Here is a 24,418-nt window from a genome sequence, read left to right on the forward strand (position 1 = left end):
TGCAAGCGGTTTTTTCGGAAACTTCCGAAAGCCTCGAGCGACGAGTCGCGAGCACCGAGCCGTATAGTGCCAGACGTCGGCTCGTAGCTCGTAGCTCGTAGCTCGCGACCCACAGGGACCTGGGGAAGTGCCCATGTTCGTCGGGAACGAACATGGGCCAGCTCGTGGCTCGACCTTACTTGACGCTGACTCGGGCGTAACGCTTCTTGCCCGCCTGGATCACGTAGCTCTTGCCGGTATCCAGCATCAGGTCTTTCGCCACAACCTCTCCATTTACCTTCACACGGCCATTACCGAGCATGTCCTTGGCCTGGGCACTATTGTTGGCGAGACCGGAGCGGTTGAGTACCGCGGCAATCGGCGCCTGCTCAGCACCTTCAAAGTCGACGTCAACTTCCGGCAGATCCTCGGGCAGTTCACCATCGGCCAGCTGGTTGCCGGCACTGCGGTGGGCGTTGGCAGCGGCTTCTTCACCGTGATAGCGAGTGATCAGCTCTCGCGCCAGCTCCATCTTGATGTCACGGGGGTTGTCTCCGACCTCGATACGCTGGCGAAGCTCTTCGATCTCTTCATTACCCTTGAGGGATAACAGCTCGAAGTAGCGCCACATCAGCGAGTCAGGCATCGACACCAGCTTGTTGAACATCACGCCAGGCGCATCGTCGACGCCGACATAGTTACCCAGTGACTTGGACATTTTCTGCACGCCATCCAGCCCTTCGAGCAGCGGCATGGTGATGACAACCTGCGGCTCATGACCAAAGTGCTTCTGCACTTCACGCCCCATCAACAGGTTGAACTTCTGGTCGGTGCCGCCCAACTCGACATCGGCTTCCAGCGCCACCGAGTCATAACCCTGAACCAGCGGGTAGAGAAACTCATGCAACGAGATTGACTGACCACTTCTATAACGTTTCTCGAAGTCGTCACGCTCCAGCATGCGCGCCACGGTGGTCTGGCCTGCCAACTCGATCATGTCGGCAGCGCTCATCTTCGAGAACCACTCGGCATTGAAGCGTACTTCAATCCGTTCTGGATCGAGGATCTTGAACACCTGCTCTTTATAGGTCTGGGCGTTGGCCTTGACCTCATCCTCGGTCAACGGCTTGCGCGTGACGTTCTTGCCGGTGGGGTCACCGATGCGACCAGTGAAGTCGCCGATCAGGAAAATCACCTGATGGCCGAGGTCCTGAAACTGACGCATCTTGGTCAACAACACACTATGACCAAGGTGCAGATCTGGAGCCGTAGGATCGAAGCCTGCCTTGATACGCAGTTTGCGTCCGGACTCGAGCTTCTTCTTCAACTCGTCTTCCAGCAGAATTTCATGGGTTCCGCGCTGAATCAGCGCGAGGGCGTCAGCCACATCAGTCATGGTGTTCACTCCAGTCCTTGCAGGCACAGCCCGATAGGGTCACGCCACTCGCCGAGAGCGAAGGAACAGGCGCGAACAGAGCAGGCTGGGGCATATAAAGAATGGCCGGGATGTTACCATGAACCTTTCCCTCGGTTGAAAGGGCAGCTTCATGCAGCGCTTTGTTGGTCTCATGTCAGGAACCAGTCTGGATGGTATCGATGCCGCTCTGGTCAGCTTTGATGATTTCGGCTCCCCCTACCTTGAAGCAACCCATGGGGAAGACATGCCGACCGAGTTGCGCCAGGTACTGTGGCGACTGTGCCACCAGACGGAAGTCTCCTTCGCCGACCTCGCCCGTGCAGAAGAAGCCTTTAGCCAATGCCAGGCGCGAGCCGTCGAGGTCCTGCTTGATCGTCAATCCTTGAGCCCCGAGCAGATCACCGCCATCGGCAGCCACGGCCAGACCATTGAGCACGCCCCCTACGGCCATGACGGCGGCCCTGCCTATACCCTTCAGTTGGACAATCCCAGTCGCCTGGCAGAATTGACCGGCTGTTGCGTTGTGGCCGACTTTCGTCGCCGCGACCTCGCCGCAGGCGGCCAGGCCGCCCCTCTGGCTCCCATCTTTCACCATGCTGTCTTCAGCCAGCCCGGCACCTGGCGCGCCATACTCAATCTCGGCGGCTTTGCCAATCTGACGCTTCTTCCTCCCAGTGAAGTGCCATCATCACCACTGGGGTTCGATACCGGGCCGGCCAATGCCTTGCTGGATGCCTGGCACGAGCGCCACTGCAAGGGCCGCTTCGATGCAGACGGTGCCTGGGCAGCAGGGGGACAGGTCGACAGAGCACTCCTCGAACGACTACTGAGCGAGCCATTCTTCCATCTGCCGCCACCTCGCAGCACCGGCAGGGAGGTCTTCCACCTCGACTGGCTGGAGACGTCATTGAGCGGCAGGGAGTCACCTCAGGATGTGCAGGCCACCCTGGCGGAGTTGACCGCAGTGAGCATTGCCATGGGACTGAAAATGGCCAGCGAACAGCTGGACGCGCCACCACAACTGGAGCTGATTCCCTGCGGCGGCGGCGCACGCAACCGCGATCTGCTGCGTCGCCTGAGTGAGCAACTTCCCGACGCCAGCCTTCTGGACAGTGAAAGCCTCGGCTGGCCTGCTGACTGGCTGGAGGCGGCCGCATTCGCCTGGCTGGCCCGCCAGCGGCTGCTGGAACAACCCGGCAACCTCCCCTCGGTGACTGGAGCCGCCGGAGCTCGAGTGCTGGGAGGCGTTTACGCACGATAGCCACTACCGGCGCCCTGTATCCGGCTTTGCTTTGCCGATGATCAGCTGTGTTCGGTAATATCCTATCGTTTCTCGACCTGAGCCTGTGCTCAGGGACCCAAGCTTGACCACAGGACACCACAGGCCGATGACCACAACGATCGCCGACGCCCTGAGCGCCGCCCGGCAGCGCCTCGACCACGCGCTATCTTCCGCCGGGCGCGACACGAACAGCGCAACCCTTCTCGCGGTCAGCAAGACCAAGCCAGCCGATATGGTGCGTGAGGCCTGGCAACATGGCCAACGGGAGTTCGGTGAGAACTACGTTCAGGAAGCCCTCGACAAGCAACAACAACTCAGCGACCTCGACGATATCGTCTGGCATTTCATCGGCCCCCTGCAGTCGAACAAGACCCGTGAAGTCGCCAACCATTTCCACTGGGTACACAGTGTCGAGCGTGAGAAGATTGCTCGCCGTCTGTCGGATCAACGCGACCCCGCACTGGGGCCGCTGCAGGTCTGCCTTCAAGTGAACATCAGTGGTGAGCCCTCCAAGTCGGGGGTCAGCCTTGACGAGCTGCCCAAACTGGCCGAACAGGTTGCATCACTGCCTCATATCGAGCTACGAGGCTTGATGGCAATCCCCGCGCCCTGCGACGATCCCCAGCGCCAACGCAAACCTTTTGCTGCCCTGAACGACGCTCTGAGACACCTGCGCTCCATTCTGCCGGATGCTCAGCTCGACACCCTATCGATGGGCATGAGCAACGACCTGGAAGCCGCCGTGTTCGAGGGAGCCACCATGGTGCGTCTGGGAACGGCAATCTTCGGTGCCCGTCACTGACCTATCCCTGGCGCCGACGAACCCCTGGCGTCGAGAACCACAGGCGCCCATGAACCGAAATACGCCCACGAAACATGGATAAGGAGCCCAGCATGGCCAGCAACGTGACCTTTATAGGTGCCGGCAACATGGCCGGAGCCATCATGGCCGGGATGGTCCAGAGTGGTTATCCGGCCGCAGCCATCACTGCAACGGCAACCCGCGATACCACACTTCAGCCTCTGCGCGACCAGTTGGGCATCAACACCAGTACCGACAACCATGCAGCCATCGCCAATGCCGATGTCGTGGTGTTGTCGGTCAAGCCTCAGGGGATGCGCAAGGTCTGTGAGAGCCTGCGTGAGTCCATCCAGGGCACACGTCCACTGATCATTTCTGTCGCTGCCGGATTATCGGCCGACACACTTGAGCAGTGGCTGGGCGGTGACCTGGCAGTGATTCGCTGTATGCCCAATACCCCATCACTGGTCGGTGCCGGCGCTTCTGGCCTGTTTGCCAATGACAACGTCAGCGATGCCCAGCGCGAGTTGGCGACCCAATTGATGGAAAGTGTCGGCATTGCCGCCTGGGTTGAAGAAGAACCTCTGATCGACGCTGTTACTGCCATTTCCGGCAGTGCTCCGGCGTATTTCTTCCTGATGTTCGAGGCCATGGAAGACGCCGGTGTCAAACTGGGACTGGATGCCGATACGGCGAGACGACTGGCCATGCAGACAGCACTCGGCGCCGCTACCATGGCCATGCGCAGTGACAAGTCACCCGCTGAGCTCAAGCGTAATGTCATGTCGCCAGGAGGCACCACGGAAAAGGCGGTTGCCCACCTGGAGCAGGCTGGTCTGCGCAATGCACTGGATGGCGCCATGCAGGCCTGTGCACAACGAGCTCGCGAGATGTCTGCGGAACTCGGAAAGGACGATTGATCCGGCATATTACCTGCCGGGTAGACAAGACACTGGTAAATGCCATCGTCGGTTATCATGCTGACGCGAGCCTGAGCCATAGCGAAAGCTTCATGTATCTGCGCCCTGAATTCCACGGATCAGTGTTGCGCGGGCGACAACCAGATAGATCAGGACGATCTATTTGATCGCCAGGTTAAACATCAACGACGGAGGAGCCCACATGGGCAGTCACCTGGGAAACACTGGCCTCGACCTGGTCAACACCCTGGTCAATATCTACCTGTTCCTGATGATGCTGCGCTTCCTGCTGCAGGCATCACGCGCGGACTACTACAACCCCTTGAGCCAGTCAGTGGTCAAGATCACCCAACCCGTCGTGCGCCCCTTCCAGAGCGTGCTGGGCCCGGTGATGGGGCGCTTTGACCTGGCCACCCTGGCGGCGGGGTTCGTGCTCAAGGTTGTGGTAATGGTCGCACTGCTGCAACTGGCTGGTGTCGGCATGCCTCGTATCGACAGCCTGGCACTGGCAGCGTTCGCCTTCCTGGCCAGTACCATCCTCGACATCTACTTCTATGCCCTGTTGATAATGATCATCCTGAGCTGGGTAGCGCCGCGTGCCAGCCATCCGGGTGCCCTGCTGGTCATGCAGCTGGTGGAGCCGATCATGGCGCCAGTGCGCCGCGTGATCCCACCACTGGGCATGCTCGATCTGTCACCGATCGTGGTGTTCATCGGCATCAACCTGATCGATGGTATTGTGATCGGATCGCTGATCCGCACGGTGGCGTCCGGCACTCCGGCTCTGCTGGCGGTGTTCTGACTACTGTTCTGACAACACCGCCCCGCTACAGCGGCAGATGACAATATGACAACACTGAACTCTGACTGGACGAACAAAGACTGATGCCCGAGCAGCCTAGTGATTCGGTCGGTCTGGTGAGGCCTCAATCGGCTCATTTCGACGACCCCCTGCCCCTGGCCTGCGGCAAGACGCTGTCGGCCTATGACCTTGTCTACGAGACCTACGGCACGCTCAATGCCGAGCGCAGCAATGCCGTGCTCATCTGCCATGCCCTGTCCGGCCATCATCACGCCGCCGGCTACCATGATGACAGCGACCGCAAACCGGGTTGGTGGGATGCCCATATCGGTCCGGGTAAATCCATCGACACTGACCGCTTCTTCGTGGTGTCGCTCAATAACCTGGGGGGCTGCCACGGTTCCACCGGACCATCGAGCATCAACCCCGAGACCGGCCGTCTCTGGGGTCCAGACTTCCCGATGGTGACCGTCATCGACTGGGTCAACAGCCAGGCTCGCCTCGCTGACCAGTTGGGCATCGAGCGCTTCGCCGCCGTGATCGGCGGTAGCCTCGGTGGCATGCAGGCGCTGCAATGGACGTTGTCTTATCCTCAGCGTGTTGCCAATGCAGCGGTGATTGCTGCCACACCCAAGCTGTCGGCACAGAATATTGCCTTCAACGAGGTCGCCCGTCAGGCGATTCGCTCCGATACCGAATTCCATGATGGGTACTACGCCGATCACGATACGCTGCCACGTCAGGGGCTGAAACTGGCACGTATGGTGGGCCATATCACCTACCTTTCCGAAGACGCGATGGGTACCAAGTTCGGCCGAGACCTGCGCACGGACGATTTAAACTTCGGCTTTGGCGTCGAGTTTCAGGTGGAATCCTACCTGCGTTATCAGGGCGATACCTTCTCCAACTCCTTCGACGCCAACACCTATCTGCTGATGACCAAGGCACTGGACTATTTCGATCCCGCTGCCGAGCATCAAGGTGACCTGCCTGCTGCACTGGCACCTGCACAATGCCCGTTTCTGGTGGTCAGCTTCACTACCGACTGGCGCTTCCCTCCGCTGCGTTCACGCGAGCTGGTCAACGCACTGATTCGAGCAGGAAAATCTGTCAGCTATGCCAACATCGAGTCGAGTCATGGCCACGATGCCTTCCTGATGCCGGAACCTCGCTATCAGGCGGTCTTCGCCGGCTTCATGAATCGCGTCGCGGAAGACCTGGAGCTTTCCGCCAGGCCGACCGAGGAGACTACTGCCCATGCGCTCTGACCTGACACTGATCCATCAATGGGTACCGCAAGGCGCTCGTGTTCTCGACCTTGGCTGTGGCGATGGCACTCTGCTGCACTCGCTGGCCCGCGACAAGGGCGTGAAGGGCTATGGTCTCGAGATCGATCCGGACGGCATCACTGCCTGCATTCGCAAGGGCGTCAATGTCATCGAACAGAACCTCGACGATGGCCTGGCCAATTTCGAGGATGAAGCCTGTGATGTGGTGATCATGACCCAGGCCCTCCAGGCGCTGCGACGCCCGGACAGAATGCTCGACGAGATGTTGCGCGTGGCGCGGGAGTGCATCATCACTTTTCCCAACTTCGCCTACTGGCGCCACCGAGTGCACCTCGGCGTGCGCGGCTACATGCCGGTATCGAAGTCACTGCCGCATGCCTGGTACGACACTCCCAATATCCACCTGTCGACCTTCAATGATTTCGAGGCCCTGTGCCGCGACAAGGGCTTGACCATTATCGACCGCGCAGTGGGGATCAAGGATCACGAAGGGAGATTGATGTCGCGACTCTGGCCGAACCTGTTCGGCGAAATCGCCATCTTCCGTATCACACGCGACAACTGACGCCCTGCTGCAACAGGCAGTGCACAGACGCAGGAGATACCACCATGATGCCCTCTCGGTGGACTGACCTTGTGAGACCAGATCTTTCAGGACATGGCCCTGTCATGAAGCGGTTGGTGACGGCCGGCCAGCCGGAGGGGGCCGTGATGGCAGCTAGACGATCGGGACGGGGACTGGCGCTGAGAGCCCGTTTCACCTGGCTGGAGGCTCAGCTCACAAAGCCGAAGGCCAAGTTCACAGAGCTGAAGGCTTATTCCAAAGAGCTGAGGGCCAAGTTCACAGAGCTGAAGGCTATGTCCACAGAGCTGAAGGCTCCTGCCATGTTGCTGCTGGCATTGGTCAGCAGCAACGCTTCCGCCCAGCAGTTTGATCAGGTGGGTAGCAACCAGATTCACTACACCGCCATCGAGACCACCTTCATCGCGGATGAGGTCGCCGCGCGCTTCGGCCTGGAACGTCGCCCGGGGCTCGGCATGGTGACCGTCAGCGTACTCGACGCCAATGGTGAGTCCCGTAATGTCGCGGTGGACGGAAGTATTGCCGACCTGAATGGCCGGCAGCCCAGGCCACTTGCCTTCCGCCGCCTGCGTGAAGCCAGTGGAGGTATATCATCAATTGCAACTTTTCCAATAGACTACGCAGCCCCGATGCGCTTCCAGTTGGACGTCCAATTGGATCGCAATGCTTCTCCTCATCCTGTCAGTTTTATCCAGCGGTTCTATCGTGACGAATGACAAGGGTCACCGGCCATCAACGGCCGTCATACACGCCGGCCTGGCAGATGCGCTCAATGCCTGTGCCAAGGGGACGCTGTCAGGGCTCGAGGCTCTGGCCAGACAGAGCACCCCTGCCTTCGTCGCCGTGGCCCGACAGTTTGTCGATGCACAGAGTGAAGTCGAGGACATCGTCCACGACACCCTGTTCCTTGCCTGGCAGAATGCCTGGCGCTTCAACCCGGCCGAGGATGCTCCGGGTCCGTGGTTGATGCACGTTCTCAGCAGCCGGCTCAACAGCCAGCTCAGCGCCCCCTGCCTGGAACCATACGACCCGAGGGCAGCAAGCCATGAACGGGCGGAACTCCCCCCGCCACTCGAGCGTCATGAGTCCCTTGCCGCCGAGCAGCTATGGAACATGGCCGAATGTCTGGCGCCCGGCGATATCGACGATGGGTTCCGGGCACGCCTGATCGGCGCGTTCGAGCTGCTCTCAGCCGCACAGCGGATGCCTCTGACACCCAGTGGCGAACTTGCCGACCCGAATCTATTCGACCCCATCCTGGGGCCGCGCATGCGTCTGTCACGAATCGCCATGCGCACCAGACAACACGTCGATCGCTACCTGACGCAGCCACTGAGCCGCTCTGCTCTGGCGATCTGGATGCATCAACTGCCGGGTGCTCAACGCATCGAGCACTGGGGGCTACCTCGCCACAGCCTTGAGGCACGCTTTCGGGACGCGCTGGAGGTCGATGTGGCTCCGCGCAGCCTGACGCTCAATATGAACTATCCGAGGTCCTTCCCCGACCGCCGTATTCGACATGGCATCAACAAGCGCCTGCTGTGGGATGGCAGTTGGGACCAGCATCTGGAACCATTTACCGCTAGCCGGCGTCTGCATTTCATTGCCGATATCTGGGAACACCGCCGCAATCTGCTGAACAGCCGCAGCTATCATCAGCTCGCCGAACAGCTTGCCCGCGGCAACCCGATTGCCTCGCATTCCGATGGCATTCTGCTCGATCGACCAGAGCGGGTCCTCGCCTATCTGCGGCGCTATCTGCTGTACATGGAGTCCATGGCCTGTTTTGGCTTCGACAGCCAACTGGGCAAGGATCCACTGGCGGCCGCCATCGACCGCCACGGGCAACTGGTGAAGATCAACAAGGGACTGCATCGCATGGCCATGGCCCAGGTGCTGGGTGTGCCGAAGGTCACCGTGCGCGTTCGCGGCATTCACCGCCTCTGGTGGCAGCAGATCAGCGCCGGAAGCACAGGCAGCGAAGCGCTGGAGCGAGTGCTCGAAGCCCTACCGCACTGCCCACCTGCGCATCATTGACCGGCAGTCCAATCGCCAGCCCCAGGCGACGGGTTCTGAACGACTGGCTCTGAGCTTTCGGTTCTGAGCTTTCGGTTCTCAACTACGAAGCTGCCACCCTCACCGGCAGTGCACGTCCCAGGCAGATCGAGAGCGGACAGGAGGAGACATCACGGCGCACCTCGATACCATGGGCCATGACTTCAACTCCCTGCCCCACCACCCGTGCCAGCGTCTCGCTGTAGGCGGGATCCAGGTGTGTGGCCGGCGCTACATCAGTGATCCCCTCATGAGCCACGAGGAACAGCAACACCGCCCGATGCCCCTGCGCGGCCAGATCGGCAAGACACTCCAGATGCTTGCGTCCGCGCGTGCTGACGGCATCGGGAAAATAGCCATGCCCATCAGGCTCACGCAACGTAACCTGCTTGACCTCGACATAACAGCACCCACGCACCTCGTCCTGCAGACAGAAATCGAGCCTCGACTCCCCGACCTTCGCCTCACGCCTCAACTGCGAATAGCCGCTCAAGGCCTCCGGCACCCGCTCGCCAGCCAGCGCTTCTTCCACAATGCGGTTGGCCCTTCCGGTATGCACTGAAGCCAGAGCATAAGCGCCGTCGGGCTGTTCAAGCTCGATCAGTTCCCAGGTCCACTTGAGCTTGCGAGCCGGGTTGTCACTGGCAGCCAGCCATACTCGGCTGCTCGGTACATTCACAGCGCGCATCGAGCCGGTATTGGGACAGTGCGCCACCACTTCACGGCCGTCCTCCAGCAGCACATCCGCAAGGAATCGCTTGTAGCGCCTCAGCAGGGTGCCACTGACCAGAGCGGGGTAATAATCCATATGCCCTACCCCTGCCCGGCGATGAAGCGCTGCAGCCGCTGCAGGGCCTCTTCCAGGCGTGGTACCGAGTTGGTGAAGGCCATGCGCACATAGTGCTCACCACCCTCGACAGCGAAATCGGTGCCCGGCGTTATCGCCACGTTCTGTTCCTCGAGCAATCGATGACAGAACGACTCACTGTTGTCGTCCAGAGCGGAAATATCCAGCCATACGTAGAAGGCTCCCTGGGGGGCCAGAGAAGGGGCCAGCCCCAGTCTTGCCAGCCCTTCCAGCAATGCATTGCGACGCACTTCCAGCTCCTGTCGGCGCGCCTCGAGCAGTTCCCGACATTGCGGAGTGAAGGCCGCCAGGGCTGCGTATTGAGCCGGCGTCGATGGTGCCAGGAAGACATTCTGCGCCAGCCGCGTCAGCGGCTCTACCGCGCTTTCTGGCGCCAGCAACCACCCCAGACGCCAGCCGGTCATGCCGAAGTACTTGGAGAAGCTGTTCACCACCAGAGCGTTATCGCTGATCGAGGCCACCGACAGTGGCTCCATGCCGTAATTGAGCCCTTGATAGATCTCGTCGACCAGCAGATGGCCACCCCGCGCCGCCACCGTATCCACCACCCTGCTCAACTCGTCCGCCGCAAGGACATGTCCGGTAGGGTTGGACGGCGATGCCAGCATCGCCAGGCGTGTGTCATCCTGCCAGTGCTGGTCGATCAGCTCAGCAGTAAGCTGCCAGCCACTTTCCGGCCCCACCGGCACCGCATCCACACTGGCGCCGGCCAGGGTCATGAAATGGCGATTGCAGGGATAGTTGGGATCGGCCATCAGGACACGATCCCCCGGGCCAACCAGCAACTGACTGGCCAGCATCAAGGCACCGGACGCCCCGGGTGTGACAATGATACGCTGGGGGTCGACGTTGGCGGAAAAGTGCTGACGATAGTGCTCGGCAATGGCCTCACGCAATGGTGCAATCCCGGTCGCCGGGGTATAGCGGGTTCGGCCCTCGCTGAGCGCCTGCTGAGCGGCAGCGACAACGGATGGCGGCGTGGCAAAGTCTGGTTCGCCTACCTCGAGATGGATCACGTCATGACCCTCTGACTCACGCTGCTGGGCCACTTCCAGCAACCTCATGACGCGAAAGGGAGCCACCCCCTCCACTCTGGGATTCCAGGCCATCATTCTCTCCCGCAATGGATGATATGGATCAACAAAAACAGTACTTTACCCTATCGAGCCTTCCCCGACCCAGGGACGACCCTTCATGGTAGAATTCGGAGGGTCCAGCGCAGACAAGACTCACACAGGTATTGCATTACATCCAAATTTTCGCTAAACAAGCTTCCCTTTGGCGTGAGATACCTTAGCCTTGTGTGGGGGTATTGATCAGCAGTCACTAAAGTAATGAGGCAACCCCATGCCAGTAGCAGAAAAGAAGCCGGAAGCGCCCCGGAAATTCACCCCGTATGAACCGGCTGCGGGTGAAGAATACATGAACGAGAAGCAGCTCGAGCACTTCCGTCAGATCCTGCTGGGCTGGAAACAGGAGCTGATGGAGGAAGTCGACCGGACCGTTCGTCACCTCCAGGAAGAAGCCAACAACTACGCTGACCCCGCCGACCGGGCGACGCAGGAAGAAGGCTTCAGCCTCGAGTTGCGCACCCGGGACCGCGAGCGCAAGTTGCTGAAGAAGATCAACGAGACCCTCGAGAAGATTGACGAGGACGACTACGGCTTCTGTGAGGCCTGTGGTGTAGAGATCGGCATTCGCCGCCTCGAGGCTCGTCCGACCGCCACCCTGTGTGTAGACTGCAAGACACTTGCCGAGCTCAAGGAAAAGCAACTGGGCGGTTGAGCAACGCTCACCTACCCAGCCAGCCTGAGCATCCTGTACCTCAACGGGCACCCCACCGGGTGCCCGCATGTGTCACCCGGTACCAGCAGGGCACCTGATCCAGCTGCCTGGCGCGTTCCGCTGTTCATATCGACTGGCGGACCATGAACGCAACGCCGCACTGGCGATGCCTGATGACTCTCGGGGCACATGCTGCAATGGGGTGCGTGCTGAAATCATGCTCACTTGTGAGACACAATACGAGATGCCCGTCCCACACGGCCGCTTTGCGCCGACTCCTTCCGGCCCCCTGCACGCCGGATCGTTGCTGGCCGCGCTGGCCAGCTACCTGGATGCACGCAGCAAGGGTGGCCGCTGGACCCTGCGTATCGAAGATATCGACCCACCACGCTGCCCACCCGGCGAGGACGCCACCATCCTCCGCCAACTCGAGGCCTTTGGCCTGCACTGGGATGGCGTGGTCAGCTATCAGAGCCGCCATCACGATGCCTACCACGACGCACTTCAGCGCCTGATCGAGCAAGGACTTGCCTACCCTTGCAGCTGTTCGCGCAAGGATTGGGCCGGCCATGCCATCTATCCAGGGTGGTGCCGCAACGGAGTGCGTCGACCGAATGCCCCTGTCGCCTGGCGACTACGCAGCGACCTGGGAGTCCGCCCCGTGACCTGGCAGGATCGCGCCCAGGGGAGCCAACGCCTCGACCCGGCAGTGCTGGGAGATGTGGTCCTGAAGCGCAAGGATGCATTGTGGGCCTATCAGTTGGCCGTGGTGGTCGATGATGCCGCTCAGGGGGTCACCGATGTCGTCCGCGGTGCCGATCTGCTCGACAACACGCCCTGGCAGATTCAACTGCAGCAAGCACTCGATTATGCCGTGCCGAGCTACCTGCATCTGCCACTGGTGATCGGTAGTGACGGCCAGAAGCTGTCCAAACAGAACCTCGCCAGGCCATTGCCGACCAGCCCCGACAGCATCCGCACCATGCTCCATGCCACCTTGCAGGCGCTCGGCCAGTCCCCCGCTGCCGAGCTTGCCACGGCCGAAGTTGACCTCCAGCTCAATGAGGCCGTCCATCACTGGGATGCCGCTGACGTGAGCATCGCCCCCTTGACCCCGGCTCAACTGGGCGCCATGGATCACACCGAGCAGCTCTGAGCCGCGATTTCCCACCGTGGCAGAGCCCTTCTTCGTGCCGCTACCACCAGGGCTTTGGCGAAGATATCCGCACCCTCCTTTGGTTCATACGACCATGGTGCAAGTGTCTGTAATACCAAATACAGGCATTGTAGGCCCTGCACGCTAGCTCACCCCTCCTGCACCAGTTGGTGGCAAAGCCCTCGGCCAGTGCATCAGATTGGGGAGCAAGGAAGTAGAAAGAGAAGTAGAAGACGTAGCAGGAATGGCTCGGCTGCTTTCCTCAGCCCAAATATAATGAGGCAAGCAGCTGATAGAAAAGAAAAAAATCAAAGTAGGCACAGACACTGCAGATAGTCTTGGCAAGAACAACAAATTCCGGAGATCGCGGACAGCCAACAACAACAATATCTGATAACCGCGATCAGACCTGCTGAAACAACAAGAACAATAACTCGCGCAGGCCATGCAACGACACACCAGCGCCGACAACAAGAACAAGCGGCAAGGTGTGGCTCTTCGTCGAACAACAACAATACGACGAAGCCGGATTACCAGGACGCGACGCACCAGAGGCGACCGACCAACAACATCAACAAGGTCGCCAGAGTGCACTCCCGGCAACAATGCCAATAATCCGGGAGGAGGCATGACACCCCATGCCGTCGTGGTTGGATTATTGTTTTGAATACGAGACGGTCGCCGTCAGAAGCGCCAATAATGACAACATTTACCGCTTGCCTGATCTCTCCTTGGTGACTGTGGTGCGTATTCAAGGCGATGCGCCATCACGAAGAAGAATCAGCAGCATGGACGCTGCAACCTGCTTTGACGGGGGAGGCCACTATTGGTCTCCCCCTTCTCATATCCGCACCTATGCGCTTTGCAAGGCGTAAGGTGTCCGCTACACTCATCACCTTTCCGTAGCCGCGAGTCGATATCGCCGCATGATCAAAGGATTTACCCGCTTTCTGCAGAGCCCTGGCGAAAGCCTCCGCTCTCTCTTCGGGCCGCAGGAAGCAGCCGCTGGCAACCCGACACCTCGCGTCATCACCCGCGACGAACACCCGATATCGCGCAGCCAGTTCAGCGACGCTGCGCTCAAGGTGCTGTATCGGCTGCACAATTCCGGCTATGACGCTTACCTGGTCGGTGGCTGCCTGCGCGACTCCCTGCTGGGTATGACACCCAAGGATTTTGATGTCGCGACCAACGCCACCCCCGAACAGGTCAAGCAACTGTTCCGCAATTCGCGGATCATCGGACGTCGCTTCCGCATCGTTCATGTGCGCTTCGGCCGTGAGGTGATCGAGGTCACGACCTTCCGTGGCAAGCCCAGCGATGATCATGGCGATCATGTCGCCTCTCAATCCGATGCCGGCCTGCTGCTGCGTGACAATGTGTGGGGCAATATCGAGGAAGACGCGCTACGCCGCGATTTCACCGTCAATGCCCTCTACTACAGCATTGCCGATTTCACCATTCATGACTTCGCCGGCGGCCTCGATGATATCGCCTCGCGCACTCTGCGCCTGATCGGAGATCCGGGCACACGCTATCGGGAAGACCCGGTGCGCATGCTGCGTGCCATTCGTTTTGCCGCCAAGCTCGACTTCGATATCGCTCCGGCTACCGAAGCACTCATTCATGACCTTGCCCCTCTGCTGCTGCAGATTCCGCCCGCAAGGCTGTTCGATGAAGTGCTCAAACTGTTCATGTCCGGCGATGGTCTGGCCACTTTCCGCCTGTTGCGCGAGTATGGCCTGTTTGCCATGTTGTTCCCGGAAGCCGATGAATGCATCGCAGAGCTTCCCTGGTTCGAGGCACTCATCGAGCAGGCTCTGACCAGCACAGACAAGCGCATTCGTGAAGACCGTCCGGTGACTCCGGCATTCCTGCTCGCCGCCTTCATGTGGGGCCCGGTGCAACGTCGTCAGGCCGACGTCGAAGCCGATGGCATGCCACCGGTTCCGGCCTTGCAGGCCGCCGCTCAGCAGGTCATCAGCCGCGAGCTGAAGCACGTCTCGGTGCCCAAGCGCTTCAGCATGCCGATGCGCGACATCTGGGACCTGCAGCAACGTCTGCCTCAGCGACGCGGTAAACGCGCCTTCCAGACCCGTGAGCACCCACGTTTCCGTGCCGCCTACGACTTCCTGCTGCTGCGAGAGGCCGCCGGTGAAATCGAGCCGGGACTGGGCGATTGGTGGACCGCCTTTCAGGAGGCTGACGACCACGAGCAGCGTCGTCTGCTGGGCAAGGTCGGAGTCGATCCTGCCAGTGGCCCCAATCCACGTAAACGACGCAGGCGTCGGCGCAAGCCACGTTCGGACTCCTCTTCCCCTGAGTCATGAGCCAGAGTCATGATGCAGAGGCATGAACCACCGGTTATAAACAGCAGGCCATGAACAACAGGGGTTGTGGACAAGTCAGTTTGAGCGAAGCGCGAGCCTGGATCGGGCTGGGCAGTAACCTCTGCTCACCCCACCAGCAGATCATTGATGCACTGACGGAGCTGGATCAGCTGCCGCTCAGCCGCCTGGTCGTCTCTTCGTCCCGCTATGTCTCTCGCCCGGTCGGTCCCCAGGACCAACCCGACTTCGTCAATGCGGTGGCAGAGCTGCAGACCCGGCTTTCGCCACTGGCTCTGCTCGACCAGCTTCAGGCGCTGGAACAACGCCACCGTCGTGTCCGCCAGCGTCATTGGGGCCCACGCACCCTGGACCTGGACCTCCTGCTGTTCCAGACGCCATCGCGCGAAGCCTCCCCGGCCGAAAAGGTATCCGGGGAAGACCAACCGTTGCTGGAACAGTCGCTCGTGCATTCGTCGTATATAGACCAGTGCTGGCAGCATCCACGCTTGACCCTTCCCCATCCCCATATGTACCAGCGCGCCTTTGTGATGCTGCCACTGGCCGAGATAGCGCCCGAACTTGAGCTGCCGAATGGACGCCGCGTTGCGGCACTGGCAGCCGAACTCGCCACGGAACTGGCCAACGATGAGGTACGCCCGGTGTTATCCTGAATGGGCGCAGACGCTACCTATCGACACATTTTCATTGATCAACAACAATCTGCGGTAACACTCCGGTGGGCCCTCGACGCCTGCCGCACCGCCAATGACAGGAACACGCCATGACCTCCGTAACCCTGAGTTCGCTGAGGGCTCGCAAGCTTGCCGGCGACGCATTCAGCTGCCTGACGGCTTATGACGCTTCCTTCGCCGCAGCGGCTGGCCGCGCCGGCATTGATGTACTGCTGGTCGGAGATTCACTGGGGATGGTACTGCAGGGCCATGACAGCACTCTGCCGGTCACCATGGATGACATCGTCTATCACACCCGCTGTGTAGCGCGCGGCAAGGGCGATAGCCTGCTGATGGTCGACCTGCCCTTCATGGGCAACCCGAGTCGCGAGAAGCTGCTCGAGAATGCCGCCGAGTTGATGCGCGCCGGCGCGGAGCTGGTCAAGGTAGAGGGCGAAGGCTGGATGGCCGACGACATCCGCGAACTGACCCGCCGCGGCGTACCGGTCTGCGCGCACCTTGGCCTGACACCGCAGGCCGTTCACACCCTGGGGGGCTACAAGGTGCAGGGCCGTGAGTCCGAGGCCGCACAGCGCATCATCGCGGACGCTCGCCTGTTGGTGGAAGCCGGTGCTTCGGTCATTCTGCTCGAGTGCGTTCCCGCATCACTGGGCAAGGCGGTCACCGCGGCCCTGGAAGTCCCGGTTATCGGCATCGGAGCCGGTCCTGACACCGACGGCCAGATCCTGGTCATGCACGATGTGCTCGGCGTCACTCACGGACGCACGCCGCGCTTCGTCAAGAACTTCCTTGAAGGCGCCGACGGTATCACCGATGCCTTTCGTCGCTATCACGAGGATGTGCTGGCACGCCGCTTCCCCGCCGCTGAACACTGTTTCCAGGATTAGCCATGCATATTCACGCTGACATTCAGGAGCTGCGCGCGGCCCTGCTCCCTCATCGTCGCGCCGGCCAACGCATTGGCCTGGTTCCGACCATGGGCAATCTGCATCGTGGCCACCTGGCACTGGTTGAGACCGCCCGTGCCCAGTGCGATGTCGTGGTCGCTTCGATCTTCGTCAACCCGCTGCAGTTCGGCCCCAACGAGGATCTCGACAACTATCCGCGGACCCTCGAGGACGACCTGGCCAGTCTACGAGAGGCTGGCTGTGACCTGGTGTTCACACCGACTCCCTCGACCATGTACCCACGCGGCATGGGCAGCCAGAGCCTGGTGCGAGTTCCCGAAGTCAGCGAAGGCCTGTGTGGCGGATCACGCCCGGGCCACTTTGATGGCGTCTCGACGGTAGTCAGCATGCTGTTCCACATCGTCCAACCCGATGTCGCCTGTTTCGGCGAGAAGGACTACCAGCAGTTGGCGGTGATTCGCCGCATGGTGAGCGATCTGCACCTGCCCATCGAGATCATCGGCGTGCCCACGGTTCGTGAAGACTCGGGGCTTGCCCTGTCATCACGCAATGGCTACCTCAGTGACGATCAGCACGCCACGGCCGCTCGGCTTCAGAGCACCCTGATGGAGCTGCGTGAACAGCTGGAAGCTGGCGCCGATATCGACAGGCAATTGTTGCAGGGCCTGACGAGCCTGCGCCAGGCAGGCTTCGAGCCCGACTACCTGGAGCTGCGTACCCCGGATCTCGGTCAGGTCACTGCGACCACCCGCGACGCCATCCTGCTGGTCGCCGCTCGACTCGGGCCGACTCGCCTGATCGACAACCTGTCTCTGACTCTACCGCGCTGAGCGCGGTGCCATCCTCGAGGAACTCGATACATGCATACCATCATGCTCAAGGCCAAACTGCATATGGCCCGCGTGACCCACGCCGTTCTCAACTATGAAGGTTCCTGCGCCATCGACGGTGAACTGCTCGACCTGGCCGGCATTCGCGAGAACGAGCAGATCCAGATCTACAATGTCGAAAACGGCCAGCGCTTCACCACCTATGCCATTCGTGCCGAGGAAGGCTCGAAGATCATCTCGGTCAATGGCGCCGCAGCACACCTGGCCAGCGAAGGGCAGCGTGTGATCATCTGCAGCTACGCCCACTACAGTGAGGCAGAAGCCGACCAGCACCAGCCTTCCCTGGTCTACCTGCAGGAAGGCAATGAGATCAGTCACACCAGCAACGCCATTCCGGTACAGCTGGCCTGATTCACGGCTCACCAGGAGACGACAATGGCTTCACTCCGAGACCAGTTGAGCGGTCTGGTGTACTCCACTGAACATGGCGATATCTGCCCACAGTGCCGAGAGCCGCGCGAGGCCTGCCGTTGCGCCGAGCAGGCCGATGCCGAGCGGCTTGCCGACCTCGACGGCATTGTCCGTATCCGGCGCGAAACCAGCGGCCGCAAGGGAAAGGGCGTCACCACCATCAGTGGTGTTCCGCTGGCCGAGAAGGAACTCAAGGAGCTGGCCAAGGCCCTGAAGAAACGCTGCGGAACCGGCGGCGCCCTCAAGGACGGCGTGATCGAGATACAGGGAGATCACCGCGACACCCTCAAGAGCGAACTCGAGCGTCAGGGCTTCAAGGTCAAGTTGGCCGGCGGCTGACTTGACCGGATCATCAGTCCTCCCGAAACATCAGCCCGCTCGGAAGATGATCAGGAAGTGTCGGCAAGCAACGCCACCAGCACTTCCTCTGCCGCGCCTTCGATCTTGAGGGCAAGCAGGTCGTCGGCTCGAGTCCGCCCCAGATTGATGCAGGCAACCGGGCGCCCGGTCGCCCGGCATGCGCGTACAAATCGGAACCCCGAGTAGACCATCAGCGACGACCCCACCACCAACAGGGCCGCGCTGTCTTCCAACAGCTGATGCGCCGCTGCGCTCACGGTCGACGGTACATTGTCACCAAAGAACACCACGTCCGGCTTCCAGATACCATCGCCACAGCGGCCACAGGCCGGCACTTCGAAGGACGAGAAGTCGGCGTCGAGATCGGCATCACCATCCGGCGCCGCCTGCCCCTCAATGGCTTCACTGCACCAAACGGGATTACGACTCGACAGCTCTTCATGCAGTGCGTGGCGCATCTGACGAGCCCCGCACCCCATACATACCACCTGGTCGGCCCGACCGTGCAGATCCACGACTCGCCTGGAGCCTGCACGCTGATGCAGCCCATCAACATTCTGGGTAATGATGCCGCTGACCCGTCCCTGACGCTCAAGCTCCGCCAGTGCCCGATGGGCAGCATTGGGCCTGGCCTCGGCCAGAATGCGAAAACCGATCAAGGCTCGTGCCCAGTAACGCTGGCGGGCGGCATGGCTGGTCATGAAGGCTCGATGCTGAATGGGCGGAGAGCGTTTCCATTCTCCCTGGTTGTCACGATAATCGGGAATACCACTGGCGGTACTGATACCCGCGCCGGTCAACACCGCCACCGGCCCGTTGTCTGCAAGGAATGCCTGCAGTGCAGCCCGTTGATCGGCCGCTATTGAGCAGACCTGGTGTGCATTTGCTGCCATGCTGCCCTCGAACATTGCGCTATCTCCAGCAAAGCGTGGCCCCGAGGGGCTGTGGTTGTCTACAATGGACGCGTCCCAACCCTGATTCGGCAAGGAGTGCCAATGGCCTGGCTCGACTACGTGCTGCCGCTGTTTTTCCTCTTCCCGCTTGCCGCGGCTGCCGTGGTAGTGGTGGCGCTGCGCAGCCTGCACGATGCCCGCGTTCGCTCCCCCTTCGACGCCCAGCCGATGTGCGAGGCGGGTCAGGGATTGCGGGATCGCCTCGATCGCGCCTTTGCCACGCTGTTCCTGAATGCCTCTCTGGGCCCACTACTGACCCTCGCACCGCTGCTCTACGGCATGGGCCGCATGCTGTTCTCCGAGCAACAGAACTGGCTGGAGTGGGCACTCTACGGCGCTCTGTGCACACTGCTGGCGTTACTGGTGAGCCTGCGCCTGATTCGCGACCATCAGCGTATATCACGCCTCAAACTGGGGCTGGCCTGTGAGCTGGCCATCGGTCAGGAACTGGAACGTCTGATACGCCCCGAGGCACACCCCTACTATGTCTTCCATGATGTACCCGCCGATACCTTCATCATCGACCACATCGCCATTACGCCCTATGCGATCTTCGTGATTGAAGTCCGCGCACGTACCCCGGCCATGGCGCCCAACGGCGAGATCGAGGACACCGTAGTGGTCGAGCATGAGCGCTTGCGGTTCCCCGGCTGGAAGGAGCGCAAGCCACAGCGCAAGGCTCGTCAGGCCACCAGTTGGGTGCGTGCCTGGGCCTGCCGTGAACTCGGCCAGCAGGTACCGGTCAAGGGCATTCTCGCCCTGCCGGGCTGGAAGGTGGTCCATGAGGTTCAGCATTCTGACCTTGAGGTGGTCGATGGCGTCGGACTCGCCGACCAGCTCAACCACTTTCACTCCGCCACGCCACTCTCCACTGAAGTCCATGACCGGCTGATCACTGCTCTGCGCAAGCGGGGTCAGCGCCCCTGCCGTAGCTGATCCTGATCCATCGACCCTCAGCGGAACGAGCGGATCTCGATGTCTCGTGGACAGCGACCATGGGGCTGATCGACAAGGCTCGACACCGCCGGGAAGTCGTCGATTCGCTCAGCATCGATGCCGATTCGAATTTCGGTCAGGAAGCGTCCGCCGGGGCCCCCACACTGCAGTGACAATGCCGACCCGGTGCCATTACCGAAGGCGTCCTCGAAGGCTCCGATCACCGCATTGCGGCTGACTTCCTCACCACGATGATCGAGCATGAAGTCTCCCAGCGCGCTGGCGTTGACGATCTCGGCCAGTGCCACGGCTCCCTCGAAGAAGTCCTCTTCGGGCAGACCCATACAGGCTCCATGCTTGGCATATTCATAGCGATCCAGGCAACTGGCCCGTCCGGGCATGGCCGCGTCCAGGGCATCATCAAGCGAGTCGGCGAAGTCAAACGCCGGCCCCATCTCACAGAAGCCGCCCCGGGGACGCCGGCGCTCCACGAAACAGCCCTCGCGGTGCCAGGTATCCTGATCCAGGCCATCATCGATCAAACGCTCGGGGCGCGAAGGCCAGAGCCCGTGAATCACGAAGCCATCATCTGCGGCAGCCATCAACACCGGATCACGGCATTCCCGCGGTGGCTGGCGGCGTGTGGCACAGAAGCCGGGGTGCCAGGTCAATGCCAGCGTATAGCTGTCGAAGTGATCCCGTTCGAGGTCATCCAGTGCCTCCTGCTGTTCCTGATCGGAAAGATGCTGCTGGGCCACCGCCAGCGAACCGCTCAGCAACCCGAACATCACCATTGCTGTGCCACACAGACCAACCCCATACCCCAGCACTTTCAAAGCGAGCTTGTTCAGGCAGAACATGCAATTCCCTCCATGGATGATGGCGCAAGCGCCGTAACAGGGTGGTGACTCAACCGGTGCTAGGTCTTGAGCTTGCCGCCCATCTCCTGGGCCAGATCCACTGCATAGTGATCGGTCATGCCACCGATGAAGTCCATCATGCGGCGGTAGCTGTCGTACAACGTCCAGGACGGCAATGGCGTGTTCTCGCCGATCAGTGCCAGCACCCGTTGATGCTTGAAGCTCGAATGACCGGTGTAGTGCATCTCATGGGCGGCGCCGATAAAGGCCTCGAGCAGTATCCCCAGGGTGGTGTAGGCCCCGATCTCCAGCTTGGCCTTGCGGGTATTGCGGAAGATGCGCTTGCGCGCCAGCTCCTTGGCCAGCTTGACGCCCCAGTCCAGGTCCGGGTGACACAGTTCCAGCAGGTCATCACGCAAGGTACCGTGCAGCAACTCCTGCTCATGCTCGACGAACACCCGGCCGACATCGTTCACTGCCCGTTCCATGGCCGCGCCTCGCAGCGCAGCGATACGGCGACGCTGGGACACACCGGACTGCTGCATCTCGCGATAGTCCGATGGCTCGCCACCGGCAATCTGGGTCAGGATCTGGGCAACCTCGTCGAAGTCGAGGATATCCATCTCCACGCCGTCCTCCAGATCCAGCAGGGCATAACAGATGTCGTCAGCAGCCTCGACCAACCAGGCCAGCGGGTGTCGACACCAGCGACTCGGTCCCTGGGGAATCAGCCCAAGGTGATCGGCGACCTGTTCGAGCAGCGGCAACTCACTCTGATAACAACTGAACTTGCCACTCTGACCGCCGTGGCTGGCCGTCCAGGGGTATTTCAGCAGGGTACCGAGCGTCGCCGCCGTCAGCCGCATACCGCCGCGGAACTGGTTGTACTCGATCTGGGTCACGATGCGGAACCCCTGAGCATTGCCTTCGTAGGTCAGCAGATCCCGGCGCTCGAGATCCGACAGCCCATCGAGCAGGCCGGTGCCGCGCTGCTCCGCCGACTTGAACCAGTCGCGGATGGCGTACTCCCCGGCATGACCAAAAGGCGGGTTGCCGATGTCATGCCCCAGGCAGGCCGCCTGAATGATCACCCCGAGATCCGCCGGCGTGATCCACTCGGGCAGTCTGTCTCCCAGCCGCTCACCGACACTCATGCCCAGCGAACGCCCCACACAGCCTACCTCCAGTGAATGGGTCAGGCGGGTGTGGATATGGTCATTGTCGGCCAGAGGATGGACCTGGGTCTTGCGTCCAAGGCGTCGGAAGGAACCGGCAAAGACAATCCGGTCGTGGTCCTTGTGAAAGGGACTGCGGCCAACTTCATCACGGGCCGCGCCACGTGGGTCATGCAACCGAACCGGATCAAGCAGCCGTTCCCAGGTCATGGCTTTCATGAACGATTTCTCCTTGTGGGACAGGCTGTCGAGCTCACCGGCTCATACTGCCAGGCCGGAAACTCATTCTGGCACCGGCCTGGCGGCATTGCCAGACACCCCAAGCCTGGGCCCCGGGCAGCACCGCCAGCACGACCCACACGGACATCAAATGGTTCCTCCTGCGCGATGTGATGAACGCTCATACCGCACTGGCGCGGATACGTGTATCGGCGCCAGTGCGGTGGCATGAGTTCACGTCGACCGGATCAGGCCAGACGTCGCCGGAGCAACAGCGAATAGACCAGGCCCGCCATCAACAGGGTAGCGGCGAACACATAGATCCCCACGGAAATCCCGCTGTTGACGAGAATGCTCCACTCACCACCACTGATCGACATCGCCCGGCGCAGGTTGAATTCCATCTGCCCACCGAGCAGCAAGCCCAGGACCACCGGTACGGTAGGAATCTCCAGCTTGCGCAGCACATAGCCGAGCACGCCGAAGGCCAGCATCATGTACAGGTCGAAGGGGCTGTTGTTGAGCGAATAGACGCCGACAAAGGCAATCAACACCACCATGGGCATCAGGAACCAACTGGGCGCCTGCAACATGCGCGCAAAGAGTCCCACCAATGGCACATTGAGCACCAACAGCATGAGATTGCCGATGAACAGCGCAGCGACCAGCCCCCAAACCATATCCGGGTGTTGCTCGAACAGCAGCGGCCCCGGGGTGATGTTCATCGACAGCAGCAGTGCCAGCAGGATCGCTGTGGTGCCACTGCCGGGAATTCCCAGCGACAGCATCGGGATCAGCGCGCCACCTGCCGCGGCATTGTTGCCGGCTTCCGGCGCAGCCACCCCACGGGGATCTCCATTGCCGAAGTCACCCTTGCTGCCCAGCCAACGCTTCTCGAGCATGTAGGCCAGAAAACTGCCCAACGACGCTCCCGCCCCCGGCAACACTCCCGAGATGAAACCGATCAGCGAGCCACGCCCAATGGTCCCGGCACAGGGTAGCGAAGCTCTCATGCCCGGCCAGGCCGAGCCCAGTTGCACATGGGCCTTGCTGGTATCACGCCGCACCTCGAGGAACACCAGGCATTCGGAGATGGCAAACAGCCCCACCAGAGCAACGATGAAGTCGATACCGTCGTACATCTCATAGGTGCCGAAGGTAAAGCGCGGCACACTGGACACCGGGTCGATGCCTACTGTCCCCAGCAACAGTCCCAGACAGGCGGCAACAAAGCTCTTGGCGAGGCTGCCGCTGGTCACCCCACCGATGGTGACGAATGCCAGCAGGAACAGTGCAAAGTATTCGGCAGGCCCGAACTTGATGGCCACCTCGACCAGCAACGGAGCAAACAGGGTCAAGCCAATGGTGGCCAGGGTCGCGCCAACGAAGGATGCCACCGCCGACAGCCCCAGCGCTTCTCCCCCACGCCCCTTGAGCGCCATGGGATAGCCATCCAGGGTGGTCATCATCGCCGGCTCATCACCGGGAATGTTGAGCACAATGGAGCTGATGCGCCCACCATACATGCAGCCGTAATAGACACTGACCAACAGAATCAGCGCGGCAGTCGGCTCGAGGTTGAAGTTGAAGGCCAACGGAATCATCAGGGCAACACCATTGACCGGCCCCAGACCCGGCAACGCACCGATCAAGGTGCCCACGGTACAGCCGATCAACGCCAGCAGCAGATACTCTGGCTGCATCGCTACCGCAAAGCCATGGGCGAGAAAGCCAAGCGTCTCCATG

24 protein-coding genes are annotated in these 24,418 nt (G+C 61.0%); 17 read left to right on the plus strand and 7 right to left on the minus strand.

Annotation, left to right across the window (positions count from 1 at the left end; translation table 11 throughout):
• Positions 1-175 precede the first annotated feature (175 nt).
• A complete protein-coding gene (gene tyrS, locus BUE38_RS10205) occupies positions 176-1,375 on the minus strand; it encodes a tyrosine--tRNA ligase (protein ID WP_073435121.1) in 1,200 nt (399 codons plus the stop codon).
• Between the two features lie 151 nt (positions 1,376-1,526).
• Between tyrS and BUE38_RS10210 the strand changes: the two genes are divergently transcribed.
• The 8 genes from BUE38_RS10210 to BUE38_RS10245 all read left to right on the plus strand — a co-directional run bounded on the left by BUE38_RS10210 (position 1,527) and on the right by BUE38_RS10245 (position 9,111).
• A complete protein-coding gene (locus BUE38_RS10210; protein WP_073435122.1) occupies positions 1,527-2,657 on the plus strand; it encodes an anhydro-N-acetylmuramic acid kinase in 1,131 nt (376 codons plus the stop codon).
• 127 nt (positions 2,658-2,784) lie between these two features.
• A complete protein-coding gene (locus BUE38_RS10215; RefSeq protein ID WP_073435123.1) occupies positions 2,785-3,480 on the plus strand; it encodes a YggS family pyridoxal phosphate-dependent enzyme in 696 nt (231 codons plus the stop codon).
• Positions 3,481-3,572: 92 nt separating this feature from the next.
• A complete protein-coding gene (gene proC, locus BUE38_RS10220; protein ID WP_073435124.1) occupies positions 3,573-4,400 on the plus strand; it encodes a pyrroline-5-carboxylate reductase in 828 nt (275 codons plus the stop codon).
• Positions 4,401-4,602: 202 nt separating this feature from the next.
• Positions 4,603-5,202 carry a YggT family protein gene (locus tag BUE38_RS10225; RefSeq protein WP_073435125.1) on the plus strand — a complete coding sequence of 200 codons (600 nt, stop codon included), beginning with the start codon at positions 4,603-4,605 and terminating at the stop codon, positions 5,200-5,202.
• An 83-nt stretch (positions 5,203-5,285) separates the two neighbouring features.
• A complete protein-coding gene (metX, locus tag BUE38_RS10230) occupies positions 5,286-6,470 on the plus strand; it encodes a homoserine O-succinyltransferase MetX (RefSeq protein WP_073435126.1) in 1,185 nt (394 codons plus the stop codon).
• The gene (gene metW / locus BUE38_RS10235; protein WP_073435127.1) at positions 6,460-7,056 is read left to right on the plus strand and encodes a methionine biosynthesis protein MetW; all 597 of its coding nucleotides are present in this window, start codon (positions 6,460-6,462) and stop codon (positions 7,054-7,056) included. The genes metX and metW overlap by 11 nt, the downstream gene beginning before the upstream one ends.
• Before the next feature lie 104 nt (positions 7,057-7,160).
• On the plus strand, positions 7,161-7,790 hold the full coding sequence (locus BUE38_RS22205; RefSeq protein ID WP_143166282.1) for a DUF4426 domain-containing protein: 630 nt from the start codon (positions 7,161-7,163) through the stop codon (positions 7,788-7,790).
• Positions 7,780-9,111, plus strand: coding sequence for a sigma factor (locus BUE38_RS10245; RefSeq protein ID WP_073435128.1), 1,332 nt, complete (start codon positions 7,780-7,782; stop codon positions 9,109-9,111). The genes BUE38_RS22205 and BUE38_RS10245 overlap by 11 nt, the downstream gene beginning before the upstream one ends.
• An 82-nt stretch (positions 9,112-9,193) precedes the next feature.
• On the opposite strand, the gene sfsA is transcribed toward BUE38_RS10245, so the two are convergent.
• Together sfsA and BUE38_RS10255 are read right to left on the minus strand one after the other, a co-directional pair.
• Entirely contained in the window at positions 9,194-9,937 is a 744-nt protein-coding gene (sfsA, locus tag BUE38_RS10250) for a DNA/RNA nuclease SfsA (RefSeq protein WP_073435129.1), read from the minus strand.
• A 5-nt stretch (positions 9,938-9,942) separates the two neighbouring features.
• Positions 9,943-11,106 carry an aminotransferase class I/II-fold pyridoxal phosphate-dependent enzyme gene (locus BUE38_RS10255; RefSeq protein ID WP_073435130.1) on the minus strand — a complete coding sequence of 388 codons (1,164 nt, stop codon included), beginning with the start codon at positions 11,104-11,106 and terminating at the stop codon, positions 9,943-9,945.
• A gap of 238 nt (positions 11,107-11,344) precedes the next feature.
• Here BUE38_RS10255 and dksA point away from each other — a divergent pair, with 238 nt between their 5' ends.
• The 8 genes from dksA to BUE38_RS10295 all read left to right on the plus strand — a co-directional run bounded on the left by dksA (position 11,345) and on the right by BUE38_RS10295 (position 18,508).
• Positions 11,345-11,782 (plus strand): RNA polymerase-binding protein DksA, encoded by a 438-nt coding sequence (gene dksA, locus BUE38_RS10260; protein WP_073435131.1) that lies wholly within the window; start codon positions 11,345-11,347, stop codon positions 11,780-11,782.
• Positions 11,783-12,026: 244 nt separating this feature from the next.
• The gene (gene gluQRS, locus BUE38_RS10265; RefSeq protein ID WP_073435420.1) at positions 12,027-12,938 is read left to right on the plus strand and encodes a tRNA glutamyl-Q(34) synthetase GluQRS; all 912 of its coding nucleotides are present in this window, start codon (positions 12,027-12,029) and stop codon (positions 12,936-12,938) included.
• A gap of 926 nt (positions 12,939-13,864) precedes the next feature.
• Positions 13,865-15,268 carry a polynucleotide adenylyltransferase PcnB gene (gene pcnB / locus BUE38_RS10270; protein WP_073435132.1) on the plus strand — a complete coding sequence of 468 codons (1,404 nt, stop codon included), beginning with the start codon at positions 13,865-13,867 and terminating at the stop codon, positions 15,266-15,268.
• Between the two features lie 80 nt (positions 15,269-15,348).
• Entirely contained in the window at positions 15,349-15,939 is a 591-nt protein-coding gene (gene folK, locus BUE38_RS10275; protein ID WP_371860405.1) for a 2-amino-4-hydroxy-6-hydroxymethyldihydropteridine diphosphokinase, read from the plus strand.
• 110 nt (positions 15,940-16,049) lie between these two features.
• Positions 16,050-16,847 carry a 3-methyl-2-oxobutanoate hydroxymethyltransferase gene (panB, locus tag BUE38_RS10280; RefSeq protein ID WP_073435134.1) on the plus strand — a complete coding sequence of 266 codons (798 nt, stop codon included), beginning with the start codon at positions 16,050-16,052 and terminating at the stop codon, positions 16,845-16,847.
• Between the two features lie 2 nt (positions 16,848-16,849).
• Positions 16,850-17,698 (plus strand): pantoate--beta-alanine ligase, encoded by an 849-nt coding sequence (gene panC, locus BUE38_RS10285; RefSeq protein WP_073435135.1) that lies wholly within the window; start codon positions 16,850-16,852, stop codon positions 17,696-17,698.
• Between the two features lie 30 nt (positions 17,699-17,728).
• Positions 17,729-18,109 carry an aspartate 1-decarboxylase gene (gene panD / locus BUE38_RS10290; protein ID WP_073435136.1) on the plus strand — a complete coding sequence of 127 codons (381 nt, stop codon included), beginning with the start codon at positions 17,729-17,731 and terminating at the stop codon, positions 18,107-18,109.
• A 24-nt stretch (positions 18,110-18,133) separates the two neighbouring features.
• The gene (locus BUE38_RS10295) at positions 18,134-18,508 is read left to right on the plus strand and encodes a translation initiation factor Sui1 (protein WP_073435137.1); all 375 of its coding nucleotides are present in this window, start codon (positions 18,134-18,136) and stop codon (positions 18,506-18,508) included.
• A 50-nt stretch (positions 18,509-18,558) separates the two neighbouring features.
• Here BUE38_RS10295 and BUE38_RS10300 read toward each other — a convergent pair whose 3' ends face one another.
• Positions 18,559-19,422 (minus strand): NAD-dependent protein deacetylase, encoded by an 864-nt coding sequence (locus BUE38_RS10300; protein ID WP_073435421.1) that lies wholly within the window; start codon positions 19,420-19,422, stop codon positions 18,559-18,561.
• 102 nt (positions 19,423-19,524) lie between these two features.
• On the opposite strand from BUE38_RS10300, the gene BUE38_RS10305 reads away from it, so the two are divergent.
• Positions 19,525-20,418, plus strand: a complete 894-nt coding sequence (locus BUE38_RS10305; protein WP_073435138.1) for a nuclease-related domain-containing protein — start codon at positions 19,525-19,527, stop codon at positions 20,416-20,418.
• A 17-nt stretch (positions 20,419-20,435) separates the two neighbouring features.
• Here the strand turns inward: BUE38_RS10305 and BUE38_RS10310 are convergent, their stop codons facing one another.
• From BUE38_RS10310 to BUE38_RS10320, 3 genes are all read right to left on the minus strand, one after another.
• Positions 20,436-21,278: a ribonuclease T2 family protein gene (locus tag BUE38_RS10310; protein WP_234986894.1), complete on the minus strand. Its 843-nt coding sequence runs from the start codon at positions 21,276-21,278 to the stop codon at positions 20,436-20,438.
• Positions 21,279-21,337: 59 nt separating this feature from the next.
• Positions 21,338-22,672 (minus strand): deoxyguanosinetriphosphate triphosphohydrolase, encoded by a 1,335-nt coding sequence (locus BUE38_RS10315; protein WP_073435139.1) that lies wholly within the window; start codon positions 22,670-22,672, stop codon positions 21,338-21,340.
• 248 nt (positions 22,673-22,920) lie between these two features.
• The gene (locus BUE38_RS10320) at positions 22,921-24,417 is read right to left on the minus strand and encodes a tripartite tricarboxylate transporter permease (protein WP_073435140.1); all 1,497 of its coding nucleotides are present in this window, start codon (positions 24,415-24,417) and stop codon (positions 22,921-22,923) included.
• Between the last annotated feature and the right edge of the window lies 1 nt (position 24,418).

It is taken from the genome of Halomonas cupida (assembly GCF_900142755.1).
In the GTDB taxonomy this organism is placed as follows: domain Bacteria; phylum Pseudomonadota; class Gammaproteobacteria; order Pseudomonadales; family Halomonadaceae; genus Halomonas; species Halomonas cupida.